The following is a 13,115-nucleotide window of genomic DNA, read 5'->3' as shown; positions in this document are numbered from 1 at the left end:
TGGTCAAATCAGCCTCTAGCGCTTATCCAGAAAGCACTAACAGCTATCAAAACAGGAGTATTCAGGCTGAAAGCTCCCGCAGCAGCTCGGTCTCGATCTGGATCTGCCGGGCGTTGTTCTGCAGCTCCGGCCCTTGCACCAGGAAGGTGTCTTCCACCCGCTCGCCCAGGGTGCTGACCTTGGCGAGCTGCACGTTCAGCCGGTGCCGCGCCAGGATGCGCGCCACCAGGTAGAGCAGGCCCGCCCGGTCGCTGGCGGAGATGGCGAGCAGCCAGCGCTGGGCCTTTTCGTCGGGCCGCAGCGTGACGCGCGGCGCGACGGGAAAGCTCTTGACCCGGCGCGACAGGCGCTTGCGCGCTGGCTCGGGCAGCGGGCCGCCGGCCTCGATGGTCTGCACCAGGTCGCTCTCGACCATGTGCGTGAGTTCGCGGTAATGGCCGGGTTGCGACGGCGCCACGACCTGGAAGGTGTCGAGCGCGTAGCCGTTGTTGGCGGTGTGTACGCGCGCGTCCAGGATGGAAAAGCCCGCCCGGTCGAAGTAGCCGCAGATGCGGGCGAACAGGTCGGGCTGGTCGGCCGCATAGACCATGACTTGCAGCCCGTCGCCTGCCAGCGACTGGCGCGCGCGCACCACGGGCTTGGGCGTGCCGACGTGGCGCGAGAGGTGGCGCGTGTGCCAGGCGATGTCTGCCGCCTCGTGGCGCATGAAGTAGCTCACGTCCAGCGTGTCCCACAGCGCCTTGTGCGACTCGTGCGGCTGCGCGGACAGGGCGAGCTGCACCTGCGCCTCGCGCTTGCGCGCCTCGATCTCGGCGGCGGCGTCGGGCGCCCGCCCGCCCAGGGTGCGCAGCGTGGCGCGGTACAGGTCTTCGAGCAGCTTGCCCTTCCAGGCGTTCCACACCTTGGGGCTGGTGCCGCGGATGTCGGCCACGGTGAGCAGGTACAGCGCGGTCAGGTAGCGCTCGTTGCCCACGCGCCGGGCAAAGTTGCCGATCACCTCGGGGTCGGTCAGGTCCTGCTTTTGCGCCACGGTGCTCATGATGAGGTGCTCGCGCACCAGGAACTCGATGAGCTGCGCGTCCTCGCGCGGCACGCCGTGCTGGCGGCAAAAGCGCCGCACTTCGTCGGCGCCGATGACGGAGTGGTCGCCGCCGCGCCCCTTGCCGATGTCGTGGAACAGCGCGGCCACGTACAGGATGTAAGGCTTGTCCCACCCGCCCGCGAGCTGCGAGCAGAATGGGTATTCGTGCGCGTGCTCGGCCATGAAGAAGCGGCGCACGTTGCGCAGCACCATCAGGGTGTGCTGGTCCACCGTATAGACGTGGAACAGGTCGTGCTGCATCTGCCCCACGATGCGGCGGAAGGGCCACAGGTAGCGTCCCAGCACCGAGGTCTGGTTCATCAGCCGCATGGCGTGCGTGATGCCCGCGGGCTGCTGCAGGATGCGCATGAAGTTGGCGCGGTTCACCGGGTCGCGGCGGAAGGCGGCGTCCATCACGCCGCGCGCGTTGTACAGGGCGCGCAGGGTGCGGGCGGACAGGTCCTTGAGGCCCACCGTGGTCTGGTAGAGCAGAAAGGTTTCCAGGATGGCGTGCGGGTCGTGCCGGTACAGGTCGTCGCTGGCGACCTCGATGAGGCCCGCTTTCTCGAAGAAGCGCTCGTTGATGGGGCGCGGCTCGTGTGTCGAAGGATTCAGCCGCTCTTCGATGTTGAGCAGCAGGATTTGCGCGAGCTGCGACACGGCCTTGGCCGCCCAGTAGTAGCGGCGCATCAGGCTTTCGCTGGCGCGCATGGGCAGGCGCTTGCCGTCGGGCGAGAGCGAGCGGTAGCCGAAGGTTTCGGCCACTGCCGTTTGCAAATCGAACACCAGTCGGTCTTCATGCCGCCCCGCCGCCGCGTGCAGGCGGGCGCGGATGAGGAACAGCAGGGCCTCGTTGCGCTCTATCTGGCGCACCTCGAAGGCCGTCGCCATGCCGCTGGCAGCCAGTTCCTTCCAGTCGCGGCCCAGGCCCGCTGCGCGCGCCACCCACAGGATGGTCTGCAGGTCGCGCAGGCCGCCGGGGGATTCCTTGCAGTTGGGCTCCAGCGCGTAGGGCGTGTTCTCGTACTTGTTGTGGCGCTGGCGCATCTCCAGCGTCTTGGCCACCAGGAAAGCCTGCGGGTCCATCTGCGCGCGGTAGCGGTGCTGGAATTCGGCAAACAGCGCGGCGCTGCCGCACACCTGGCGCGCTTCGAGCAGCGAGGTCTGCACCGTCACGTCGGCCGCGCTCTCGGCCAGGCACTCCGCCACGGTGCGCACGCTGGAGCCGATCTCCAGCCCCGCGTCCCAGCAGCTGCCGATGAAGCCTTCGAGCTGCGTGCGCAGCGCGCTGCCTGTCTCGGGCGCGGCGTCGCCTGGCAGCAGCAGCAGCACATCGACATCGGAGTAGGGGAAAAGTTGCGCCCGCCCAAAGCCGCCCACTGCGACCAGGGCCAGGTCGGCGGGCAGCCCGGCGCGCTGCCATAAGGTACACAGCAGGCGGTCGGCCAGCGCGGACAGGCGCTTGAGCACGCCATGGATGCCGCGCGTGGATGCGCCCGTGGACTGCATCGCCGCCAGGATGGCGGCCTTGTCGGCGCGGTAGGCATCGCGCAGGGCATGGATTTCGGTCATGGTCGGCGCGGCAGGCAAAAAGCGCGCGGAATGCACGCTGGGAAGGTCAGGTCTTGGTAGAGGTCACGAAGGATGGCAGCGGCGGCGAGCCTGCCGACAGGGTCATCACCTCGTACCCGGTCTCGGTCACCAGCACCGTGTGCTCCCATTGTGCCGACAGGCTGTGGTCCTTGGTGACGATGGTCCAGCCGTCGTTGCCGAACTCCTTCACCTCGCGGCGGCCTGCGTTGATCATGGGCTCGATGGTGAACACCATGCCGGGCACCAGTTCTTCGAGCGTTCCGGGGCGGCCGTAGTGCAGCACCTGGGGCTCCTCATGGAACCTCTTGCCGATGCCGTGGCCGCAGAACTCGCGCACGACGGAAAAGCCATGCCCTTCCGCAAACTTCTGGATGGCATGCCCCACGTCGCCCAGGTGCGCGCCAGGCTTGACCTGCACGATGCCGTGCCACATGGCCTCGAAGGTCAGTGCGCACAGGCGCCTGGCGGCGATGGACCCTTCGCCAATGATGTACATGCGGCTGTTGTCGCCGTACCAGCCGTCCTTGGTGATGACGGTCACGTCCACGTTCACGATGTCGCCCTTCTTCAGCGGCTTGTCGTTGGGAATGCCGTGGCACACCACGTGGTTGACCGAGGTACACAGCGATGCGGGGTAGGGCGGGTAGCCGGGCGGCTGGTAGCCCACGGTGGCCGACACGGTGCCCTGCTGCGCCATGCACTCGGCGCCCAGGCGGTCGATGTCCTTGGTGGTGATGCCGGGCTTGATGTGGGGGGCGATGTAGTCCAGCACCTCGGATGCGAGGCGGCACGCGACGCGCATGCCCTCGATGTCTTCGGCGCTTTTGATGGTGATGCTCATGGGGCGGGATTATCCCATTCAGGGCTTTTCAGGCGCGGGTGCCGAGAAACGGGTTCTCCACCCGCAGCCCCTCGATCTGCTGCCCGTGCTGCATGTCTTCGCTGAGCAGCCGCGTGCAGCCGCCTTCCAGCGCGGCGGCGACGATCAGGCTGTCGTAGAAGCTGAAGCCGTAGCGCTCCTGGATGCCCAGCCCGCGTGCGTACAGCGCGGGGCTGGGGTGGATGCGCCAGAGCGGCACGAGGACTTGTTCCAGCGCGACCTTGCGATCCTTGGGGGTGGCGACGCGGCTGAATTTGCGGCCTATGACGTTCAGCGTTTCCTGCACGACCTGAAAGCTGATGATGGCGTTGCCCTGGCGCAAGGCGGTGTTGATGATGCCGCTGGCGATGCTGCTTTTCTCGCCGCCCGCCGCGTCAAAGGCATAGACCACGACATTGCTGTCGAGGAAATCAGCGGCGCTCATTCATTTCCTCGCGGGTCATCTTCAGGCCGCCGGAACTGGCGTAGCTGCGGATGCGCGCCAGCGTCTCCATCGCCCTGTCCGCCTGCCGCTTGCGCGCATAGCTCTCCAGCCACAGGCGGAACTGCTCGTTGAGCGTGGTGTTATCGGCACGGGCGGCTTCGCGGGCGGCTTCGATCAGGGCCTCGTCGGCGGTGAAGGTGATGTTGCGGGCCATGGCAGATCCTCTGTGTGTTTTTGGCACGCGATTTTAGAACACGGGATATTTTTCGTGTGAATGAACCACGAGATCGCCACAGGAAGCCCCCAGGTAAAATCCCGCCCTCTTTCCAAAGGCCACTCCCGTGACCCACCACATCAGCACCTTCGAGGGCGGCAATGCCCTCAGCGCCTTCCGCGCCCAGCAGCTTCAACCCGCCCTGGCAGCCATCCACCCCAAGATCGAGGGCATCGCGGCGCGCTTCGTGCATCTGGTGGTGACGGACGCGGCCCCCACGCCCGCCCAGCAGGAGCGGCTGTCCGCGCTGCTGGCCTATGGCGAACCCTACACAGGCCCGGCGGATGGCGCGGCCATCATCGTCACGCCACGCCTGGGCACGCTGTCGCCCTGGGCCAGCAAGGCCACCGATATTGCGCGCAACTGCGGCATCGCCATCCGCCGTGTGGAGCGCATTACCGAATACCGCGTCGCTCTCAAATCCGGCCTGCTGGGCAAGACGCCTGAACTGGACGACGGGCAAAAGGCCCAGGTCGCCGCGCTGCTGCACGACCGCATGACCGAATCCGTGGTGATGGAGCGCGCCGCCGCCGCTGCGCTGTTCACCGAGCTGCAACCCGCGCCCATGGAGCACGTCAACGTTCTCGGTGGTGGCCGCACGGCTTTGGAAGCCGCCAACGCCCGCTTCGGCCTGGCGCTGGCCGACGACGAAATCGACTACCTGGTCAACGCCTTCACCGCCCTGGCGCGCAACCCCACGGACGTGGAGCTGATGATGTTCGCCCAGGCCAACAGCGAGCACTGCCGCCACAAGATCTTCAACGCCCAGTTCACCATCGACGGCGTGGCGCAGGACAAATCGCTGTTCGGCATGATCCGCAACACGCACCAACTCGCGCCGCAGCACACGGTGGTGGCGTATTCGGACAACGCCTCCATCATGGAAGGCCATACGGTGGAGAGATTCATAGCCAAAATGGCCTCTAGCGCAGATGGGACGGGCGCAAGCAGCTATCAAAAGAGTAGTGCAACCCACCATGTGCTGATGAAGGTGGAAACGCACAACCACCCCACGGCCATCTCGCCCTTCCCGGGTGCGTCCACCGGCGCGGGCGGCGAGATCCGCGACGAGGGCGCGACGGGGCGCGGCTCCAAGCCCAAGGCGGGGCTGACGGGGTTCACCGTCTCCAAGCTCTGGGGCAGCACCGTGGGCAAGCCCGAGCACATCGCCAGCCCCTTGCAGATCATGGTCGAGGGGCCGCTGGGCGGCGCGGCGTTCAACAACGAATTCGGCAGGCCCAACCTCGCGGGGTACTTTCGCGAATACGAGCAGAACGTGGGCGGCATCCAGCGCGGCTACCACAAGCCCATCATGATCGCGGGCGGCGTCGGCGTGATCGACGCAGAGTTGACCAAGAAGATTGAATTCCCCGCAGGCTCGCTGCTCATCCAGCTGGGCGGCCCCGGCATGCGGATCGGCATGGGCGGCAGCGCGGCCAGTTCCATGGCGACGGGCACCAACGCGGCGGAGCTGGACTTCGACTCGGTGCAGCGCGGCAACCCCGAGATCGAGCGCCGCGCGCAAGAGGTCATCAACCACTGCTGGGCGCAGGGCGCGCAAAACCCCATCCTGGCGATCCACGACGTGGGCGCGGGCGGGCTGTCCAACGCCTTCCCTGAATTGACCAACGATGCCGGGCGCGGTGCGCGGTTCGACCTGCGCGCCGTGCCGCTCGAAGAATCGGGCATGGCCCCCAAGGAAATCTGGAGCAACGAAAGCCAGGAGCGCTACGTGCTCGCCATCGCGCCCGAATCGCTGCCTTTGTTCCAGGCGTTCTGCGAGCGCGAGCGCTGCCCCTTCGCCGTCATCGGCACGGCCACCGAGCAGCGCCAGTTGGTGCTGGCAGACACTGCCGTGGCAGCAGGCGACCAGAAGTACCCGGTCGATATGCCCATGGACGTGCTGCTGGGCAAGCCGCCCAAGATGCACCGCGACGTGACGACCGTGCAGCGCACCTTCGCGCCCATGGATCTGACCGGCGTGCCGCTGCAAAAAGCCGTCATCGACGTGCTGGCGCACCCCACCGTGGCGTCCAAGCGCTTCCTCATCACCATCGGCGACCGCACGGTGGGGGGGCTATCCCACCGCGACCAGATGGTCGGCCCCTGGCAGGTGCCCGTGGCCGACTGCGCCGTCACGCTGGCCGATTACAAGGGCTTCGCGGGCGAGGCCATGAGCATGGGCGAGCGCACGCCGCTGGCCGCCCTCAACGCGCCCGCCTCGGGCCGCATGGCCGTGGCCGAGGCCATTACCAACCTGCTGGCCGCGCCCATTGAACTGCCGCGCGTCAAACTCTCCGCCAACTGGATGGCCGCCTGCGGCGAGCCGGGCGAGGACGCCGACCTGTACGCCACCGTCAAGGCCGTGGGCATGGAGCTGTGTCCCGCTCTAGGCATCAGCATCCCCGTGGGCAAGGACTCGTTGTCGATGCGCACGCAGTGGAGCGAAGGCGCGGAGAAGAAAAAGGTCACATCCCCCGTCAGCCTGATCGTGAGCGCCTTCGCGACGCTCTCCGACGTGCGCGGCACGCTCACGCCGCAACTCGACGCGACGGAAGAGGATACGACCCTCGTCCTCATTGACTTGGGCAAAGGCCAATGCCGCATGGGCGGCAGCATCCTCGGCCAGACGCTGGAGCAAAGCGGCAGTCCTGAGAAGGATGGCGTGCCCGACCTCAACGACGCGCAAGACCTCATCCACACCGTCAACGCCGTCAACGCCCTGCGCGCTAAAGGGCACATCCTGGCCTACCACGACCGCAGCGACGGCGGCCTGCTCGCGGCGGTGGCCGAAATGGCCTTCGCAGGCCACGTGGGCGTGGCGCTCAACGTGGACATGCTCGTCACCGAAGGCGACGGCATCAGCGACAGCCGCATGGAAACGGGCGACGCCAAGAACTGGGCGCAACAAGTCAGCGCCCGCCGCGAAGAACTCACGCTCAAGGCCCTGTTCAACGAAGAACTCGGCATCGTGCTGCAAGTGCGCACCGCAGAGCGCAACGAAGTCATGCAGACCTTGCGCGAGCACGGCCTGTCCAAGTGGAGCCACTTCATCGGCAAAACCCGCCCGGCCTCATCCACCATCGACGCAGGCAAAGGCGAACTGCAAATCTGGCGCGACGCCAAGGCCGTGTTCAGCGCATCTTTGAGCGACCTGCACCAAGTCTGGGACGCTGTGAGCTGGAAGATCTGCCAGCAGCGCGACAACCCCGCCTGCGCCGATGCCGAGCACGCCGCAGCGGGCGAGCCCGCCGACCCCGGCTTGCACCTGCACCTGACCTTCGACCCCGCCGAAGACGTAGCCGCCCCCTTCCTCAACCTGGCAAAGCCCAAGGTCGCCATCCTGCGCGAGCAGGGCGTCAACTCGCACGTCGAAATGGCCTACGCCTTCACCGAAGCAGGCTTCGAGGCGTTCGACGTCCACATGACCGACCTGCAAACGGGTCGCGTCCAGTTGCAGGACTTCAAGGGCGTCGTCGCCTGTGGCGGCTTCAGCTATGGCGACACGCTGGGCGCGGGCATCGGCTGGGCGCGTTCCATCACCTTCAACCCACAGTTGGCCGACCAGTTCCAGGGCTTCTTCGGCCGCACCGACACCTTTGGTCTGGGTGTGTGCAACGGCTGCCAGATGTTCGCCGAACTGGCCGACATCATCCCCGGCGCAGAGGACTGGCCGCGCTTCACCACCAACCAGAGCGAACGCTTCGAGGCCCGCCTGTCGCTGGTCGAAGTGCTCGACTCCCCCAGCCTGTTCTTCGCAGGCATGGCCGGCAGCCGCCTGCCCATCGCCGTCGCCCACGGCGAGGGCTACGCCAACTTCAAGTACCGTGGCAACGCAGACAAGGCCATCGCCGCCATGCGCTACGTGGACCACCACGGCGCCGCCACCGAGCAGTACCCCTTCAACCCCAACGGCAGCCCCGGCGGCCTCACCAGCGTGACCACGGCAGACGGCCGCTTCACCGCCCTCATGCCCCACCCCGAGCGCGTGTTCCGCAACGTGCAGATGAGCTGGACGAGCGGCGACAAGAGCGCCCTCAGCCCCTGGATGCGCATCTGGCGCAATGCGCGCAGGTGGGTGGGGTGATGGCAATGCAGGCCGCTACTGTGCTCGCCGGTGCGGGCCCGGTAGAATGCTGGTTCTGCAACGCACAAGGGCGAGAAAGGCACTGTCGGTTATGACACCGCGAACTACGACGGAGAAGTTCACCAGCCGCTGAGGCTGGCCGTTCGCGCCTGCACGAGATTCAAGCCATTCGCCTCCCTCGACAAAAGCGCGGACATCGTTCCGCGCTTTTTGTTTTGAAGACAAGGATTCCCACACCATGATTTACATCACGCTCCCAGACGGTTCGCAGCGCGAGTACCCCGGCCCCGTCACAGTGGCCGAGGTGGCGCAGTCCATCGGCCCCGGCCTTGCCAAGAACACCGTGGCGGGCAAGGTGGATGGCAGGCTCGTCGATGCCTGCGACCGCATCGACCACGATGCGAAGCTGCAGATCATCACGCCCAAGGACCAGGACGGGCTGGACATCATCCGCCACTCCTGCGCCCACCTAGTGGGCCACGCCGTCAAGCAGCTCTACCCCACGGCCAAGATGGTGATCGGGCCGGTGATCGACGAGGGCTTCTACTACGACATCGCCTACGAGCGCCCCTTCACGCCCGAGGACATGGCCGCCATCGAGCAGCGCATGAAGGAACTCATCGCGCAGGACTACGACGTGGTCAAGAAGATGACGCCGCGCGCCGAGGTGATCGACGTGTTCAAGTCGCGCGGCGAGGACTACAAGCTGCGCCTGGTGGAGGACATGCCCGACGAGAAGGCGATGGGCCTGTACTACCACCAGGAATACGTGGACATGTGCCGCGGCCCGCACGTACCCAACACGCGCTTCCTGAAGGTGTTCAAGCTGACCAAGCTCGCGGGCGCCTACTGGCGCGGCGACGCCAAGAACGAGCAGCTCCAGCGCATCTACGGCACGGCCTGGGCCGACAAGAAGGACCTGGAAGCCTACATCCAGCGCATCGAGGAGGCCGAGAAGCGCGACCACCGCCGCCTGGGCCGCGAGCTGGACCTGTTCCACATCGACGAGCACTCGCCTGGCACGGTGTTCTGGCACCCCAAGGGCTGGACGGTGTGGCAGCAGGTGGAGCAGTACATGCGCCGCGTCTATCGCGACAACGGCTACCTGGAAGTCAAGGGCCCGCAGATCCTGGACAAGAGCCTGTGGGAGAAGACGGGCCACTGGGACAAGTACCGCGAGAACATGTTCATCACCGAGAGCGAGAAGCGCGACTACGCGCTCAAGCCGATGAACTGTCCCGGCCACATCCTCATCTACAAGCAGGGCATCAAGAGCTACCGCGACCTGCCGCTGCGCTTTGGCGAATTCGGCAACTGCCACCGCAACGAGCCCTCGGGCGGCCTGCACGGCATCATGCGCGTGCGCGGCTTCACGCAGGACGACGGCCACATCTTCTGTACCGAGGACATGATCCAGGGTGAGGTGGCGGCCTTCACCACGCTGCTGCAGAAGGTCTATAAGGACTTCGGCTTTACCGACATCCTCTATCGCCTGTCCACGCGCCCCGAAAAGCGCATCGGCAGCGAGGAGAGCTGGGACAAGGCCGAGGCGGCGCTGGCCGACGGCCTGCGCGCCTCGGGCTGCGAATTCACGTATTTGCCGGGCGAGGGCGCCTTCTACGGCCCCAAGATCGAATACACGCTGAAGGACGCGCTGGGCCGCGAATGGCAGTGCGGCACCATCCAGGTCGATCCGAACATGCCCGAGCGGCTGGACGCCGAATTCGTCGGCGAAGACGGCGCGCGCCACCGCCCCATCATGCTGCACCGCGCCATCGTGGGCAGTCTGGAGCGCTTCATCGGCATCCTGATCGAGCAGCACGCAGGCGCGCTGCCCACGTGGCTGGCGCCGGTGCAGGTCGCCGTGCTGAACATCACCGACGGGCAGGGCGACTACTGTCGCGAAATCGCCGCAAAACTGCAAAAAGCACTGCCGAATCAAGACCTTAGGGTGGTGACCGACCTGCGAAACGAGAAGATTACGTATAAAATACGTGAGCATTCGTTGCAAAAGCTGCCGTACATCCTCGTCGCGGGCGACAAGGAAAAGGCCGCAGAAGCCGTCGCAGTGCGCGCCCGGGGCAATCGTGACCTCGGCGTGATGTCTCTCGAAGCGTTCGCCGAGCTGATCGCCCAGGACATCGCCACCAAAGCCTGATTCTTTTCATGAAAACATGCTTTGGCGCATGCCAGATGCGCGGTTGTTGCTACAGAGTTTGTAGTGTTTTGATTGAAGGAAGATAGCCATCGCTACTGAATTTCGTGATCGTCGCCAGCGCGAGGAGCGCAAGCACCGCCTGAACCGTGAAATCATGGCCCCCGAGGTTCGCCTCTCGGGTCCTGACAACGAGCCCCTGGGCGTCGTCAGCCTCATGGAAGCCCTGCGCATGGCGGGCGAGCTGGATGTGGACCTGGTCGAAATCGCCGCCACGGCGAACCCGCCCGTATGCCGTCTCATGGACTACGGAAAGTTCAAGTACCAGGAGCAAAAGCGCGCCGCCGAGGCCAAGGCCAAGCAGACGGTCATCGAGATCAAGGAAGTCAAATTCCGCCCCGGCACGGACGATGGCGACTACAACATCAAGCTGCGCAACATCCGCCGCTTTTTGGCCGATGGCGACAAGTGCAAGATCACGCTGCGCTTCCGTGGCCGCGAGATCACGCACCAGGAGCTGGGTTTGGCGCTGCTCAACCGCATCCGCGACGACCTGGGTGACACCATCCTCGTCGAGCAGTTCCCGAAGCTGGAAGGCCGCCAGATGATCATGATGATCGCGCCTGGCAAGAAGAAGCCCGCTGGCAAGCCAGCGGCGGAAGCTGGTTCGGGTGCTGCGGCTGCTCCGGCTGCTCCGGCTGCTCCGGCAGCCTGAGTGAGATAGATAGCAAGGAATCCGCTGGCGGCCCGTGCTTTGGCAAGGGGCGCTGGCAGATGAAGAAGTGTCTCGGGGCCAACAAGGTTGCGCATTCAGCGCAAACGCCTCACGAGCACAAACAAAGGAGCATTCACATGCCCAAAATGAAGACCAAGAGCAGCGCGAAAAAGCGTTTCCGCGTTCGTCCCGGTGGCGCCGTCAAGCGCGGTCAAGCCTTCAAGCGTCACATCTTGACCAAGAAGACCACCAAGAACAAGCGTCACCTGCGTGGCGCAGTGGCTGTGCATGAGACCAACATGGGTCACATGGCGCAGATGCTGCCCGGTGCTGGCCTGTAATTAACGACGAACAAGGAGTACACACATGCCTCGCGTCAAACGTGGTGTAACGGCCCGCGCCCGTCACAAGAAAGTTCTCGCCCTTGCCAAGGGCTTCCGTGGTCGCCGCGGTAACGTCTTCCGCATCGCCAAGCAGGCGGTGATGAAGGCTGGGCAATACGCCTACCGTGACCGCCGCACCAAGAAGCGCGTGTTCCGCCAACTGTGGATTGCCCGTATCAACGCCGCTTCGCGCGAACTGGGCCTGACCTACAGCCAGTTCACCAACGGCCTGAAGAAGGCGTCCATCCAGATCGACCGCAAGATGCTGGCCGACCTCGCGGTACACGACAAGGCTGCCTTCGGCAGCATCGTGGAACAAGTCAAGGCCAAGCTGGCTGCTGCTTGAGTTCACGATAGCGGCTATCGTTTTGATAGCTGCTTGCGCAATAACAGCAAGGGCTAGGGCTTGAAAAGGCGCTAGCCCTTGTTTATTTTCACGAGTCGATAAAGAGTCGGTATGAACGAGTTGGATTCCCTGGTCGAGAGCGCGGCGCAACTGTTCGCGCAAAGCGCCACCCCCGCCGAGCTGGAAAACGCCAAGGCGCAGTTTCTGGGCAAGTCGGGCCGCGTGACGGAACTCATGAAGGGCATGGCCCAGCTGTCGGTGGACGAGAAGAAGTCCCGTGGCGCCGCCATCAACGTGGCCAAACAGGCCATCGAGGCCGCTCTGACCGCGCGCCGCCAGCAGCTCGCCGACGCTGAATTGCAAGCGCAGTTGAAGGCCGAGGCGCTGGACGTGAGCCTGCCGGGCCGCCAGCGCGGGCAGGGCGGGCTGCACCCCGTGTCGCTCACGCTGGAGCGCATCCAGGGCATCTTCGGCTCCATGGGTTTCGACGTGGCCGAGGGCCCCGAGATCGAGACCGACTGGTTCAACTTCACCGCGCTGAACACGCCCGAGGACCACCCCGCGCGTTCCATGCACGACACCTTCTACGTGGAGGGCGGCACCGCCACCGCCCCCAACCTGCTGCGCACGCACACCAGCCCCATGCAGATCCGCCACGCGGTGCAGCACGTCAAGACGCACCGCGCGCTGCTGGATGCCGGCCAGCCCATGCCCGAGATCCGCGTCATCGCCCCGGGCCGCACCTACCGCGTGGACAGCGACGCCACGCACTCGCCCATGTTCCACCAGTGCGAGGGTTTGTGGATTGGCGAGAACGTGAGCTTCAAGGACCTGAAGGTCGTGTTCACCGACTTCTGCCGCACGTTCTTTGAAAGCGACGACCTGGTGCTGCGCTTTCGCCCCAGCTTCTTCCCCTTCACCGAGCCGAGCGCTGAGATCGACATCCAGTTCCAGACCGGGCCGCTGGCGGGCCGCTGGCTGGAGGTGGCGGGCAGTGGGCAAGTCCACCCCAACGTCGTGCGCAACATGGGGCTCGACCCTGAAAAGTACATCGGCTTCGCCTTCGGCATGGGGCCCGACCGGCTGACCATGTTGCGCTATGGCGTGAACGACCTGCGCCTGTTCTTCGACGGCGACATCCGCTTCCTGTCGCAGTTCCAGTAATTCAAAAAAGTGA

The 13,115-nt window shown here is 65.4% G+C and carries 10 protein-coding genes; 6 read left to right on the top strand and 4 right to left on the bottom strand.

Going from position 1 to position 13,115, the window contains the following annotated elements; all coding sequences use genetic code 11:
• Window positions 1-61: 61 nt before the first annotated feature.
• The 4 genes from QM569_RS10205 to QM569_RS10190 are packed head-to-tail and all read right to left on the bottom strand — an operon-like array spanning window position 62 to window position 4,192.
• Window positions 62-2,653 (bottom strand): [protein-PII] uridylyltransferase, encoded by a 2,592-nt coding sequence (locus QM569_RS10205; protein WP_414987119.1) that lies wholly within the window; start codon window positions 2,651-2,653, stop codon window positions 62-64.
• 46 nt (window positions 2,654-2,699) lie between these two features.
• Window positions 2,700-3,515 (bottom strand): type I methionyl aminopeptidase, encoded by an 816-nt coding sequence (gene map / locus QM569_RS10200; protein ID WP_414987118.1) that lies wholly within the window; start codon window positions 3,513-3,515, stop codon window positions 2,700-2,702.
• A gap of 28 nt (window positions 3,516-3,543) precedes the next feature.
• A complete protein-coding gene (locus QM569_RS10195) occupies window positions 3,544-3,978 on the bottom strand; it encodes a PIN domain-containing protein (protein WP_414987117.1) in 435 nt (144 codons plus the stop codon).
• Window positions 3,965-4,192 (bottom strand): hypothetical protein, encoded by a 228-nt coding sequence (locus QM569_RS10190; protein WP_414987116.1) that lies wholly within the window; start codon window positions 4,190-4,192, stop codon window positions 3,965-3,967. Before QM569_RS10190 ends, QM569_RS10195 begins: the two co-directional genes overlap by 14 nt.
• Before the next feature lie 127 nt (window positions 4,193-4,319).
• Between QM569_RS10190 and purL the strand changes: the two genes are divergently transcribed.
• From purL to pheS, 6 genes are all read left to right on the top strand, one after another.
• The gene (gene purL / locus QM569_RS10185) at window positions 4,320-8,339 is read left to right on the top strand and encodes a phosphoribosylformylglycinamidine synthase (RefSeq protein ID WP_414987115.1); all 4,020 of its coding nucleotides are present in this window, start codon (window positions 4,320-4,322) and stop codon (window positions 8,337-8,339) included.
• 238 nt (window positions 8,340-8,577) lie between these two features.
• Window positions 8,578-10,497, top strand: a complete 1,920-nt coding sequence (gene thrS / locus QM569_RS10180) for a threonine--tRNA ligase (RefSeq protein WP_414987114.1) — start codon at window positions 8,578-8,580, stop codon at window positions 10,495-10,497.
• An 82-nt stretch (window positions 10,498-10,579) separates the two neighbouring features.
• Complete coding sequence (infC, locus tag QM569_RS10175) at window positions 10,580-11,209, top strand: translation initiation factor IF-3 (protein WP_414987174.1); 630 nt, start codon at window positions 10,580-10,582, stop codon at window positions 11,207-11,209.
• A gap of 137 nt (window positions 11,210-11,346) precedes the next feature.
• Window positions 11,347-11,550 carry a 50S ribosomal protein L35 gene (rpmI, locus tag QM569_RS10170; protein ID WP_414987113.1) on the top strand — a complete coding sequence of 68 codons (204 nt, stop codon included), beginning with the start codon at window positions 11,347-11,349 and terminating at the stop codon, window positions 11,548-11,550.
• Window positions 11,551-11,575: 25 nt separating this feature from the next.
• A complete protein-coding gene (gene rplT, locus QM569_RS10165; protein WP_414987112.1) occupies window positions 11,576-11,938 on the top strand; it encodes a 50S ribosomal protein L20 in 363 nt (120 codons plus the stop codon).
• Window positions 11,939-12,049: 111 nt separating this feature from the next.
• On the top strand, window positions 12,050-13,102 hold the full coding sequence (gene pheS, locus QM569_RS10160) for a phenylalanine--tRNA ligase subunit alpha (protein ID WP_414987111.1): 1,053 nt from the start codon (window positions 12,050-12,052) through the stop codon (window positions 13,100-13,102).
• Window positions 13,103-13,115: the final 13 nt, after the last annotated feature.

Origin of the sequence: Acidovorax sp. (assembly GCF_047607405.1) — a bacterium.
GTDB lineage: Bacteria > Pseudomonadota > Gammaproteobacteria > Burkholderiales > Burkholderiaceae_C > Acidovorax.
The sequence above is the reverse complement of the archived record's forward strand: the minus strand, read 5'-3'. Positions and strand labels throughout refer to the sequence as shown.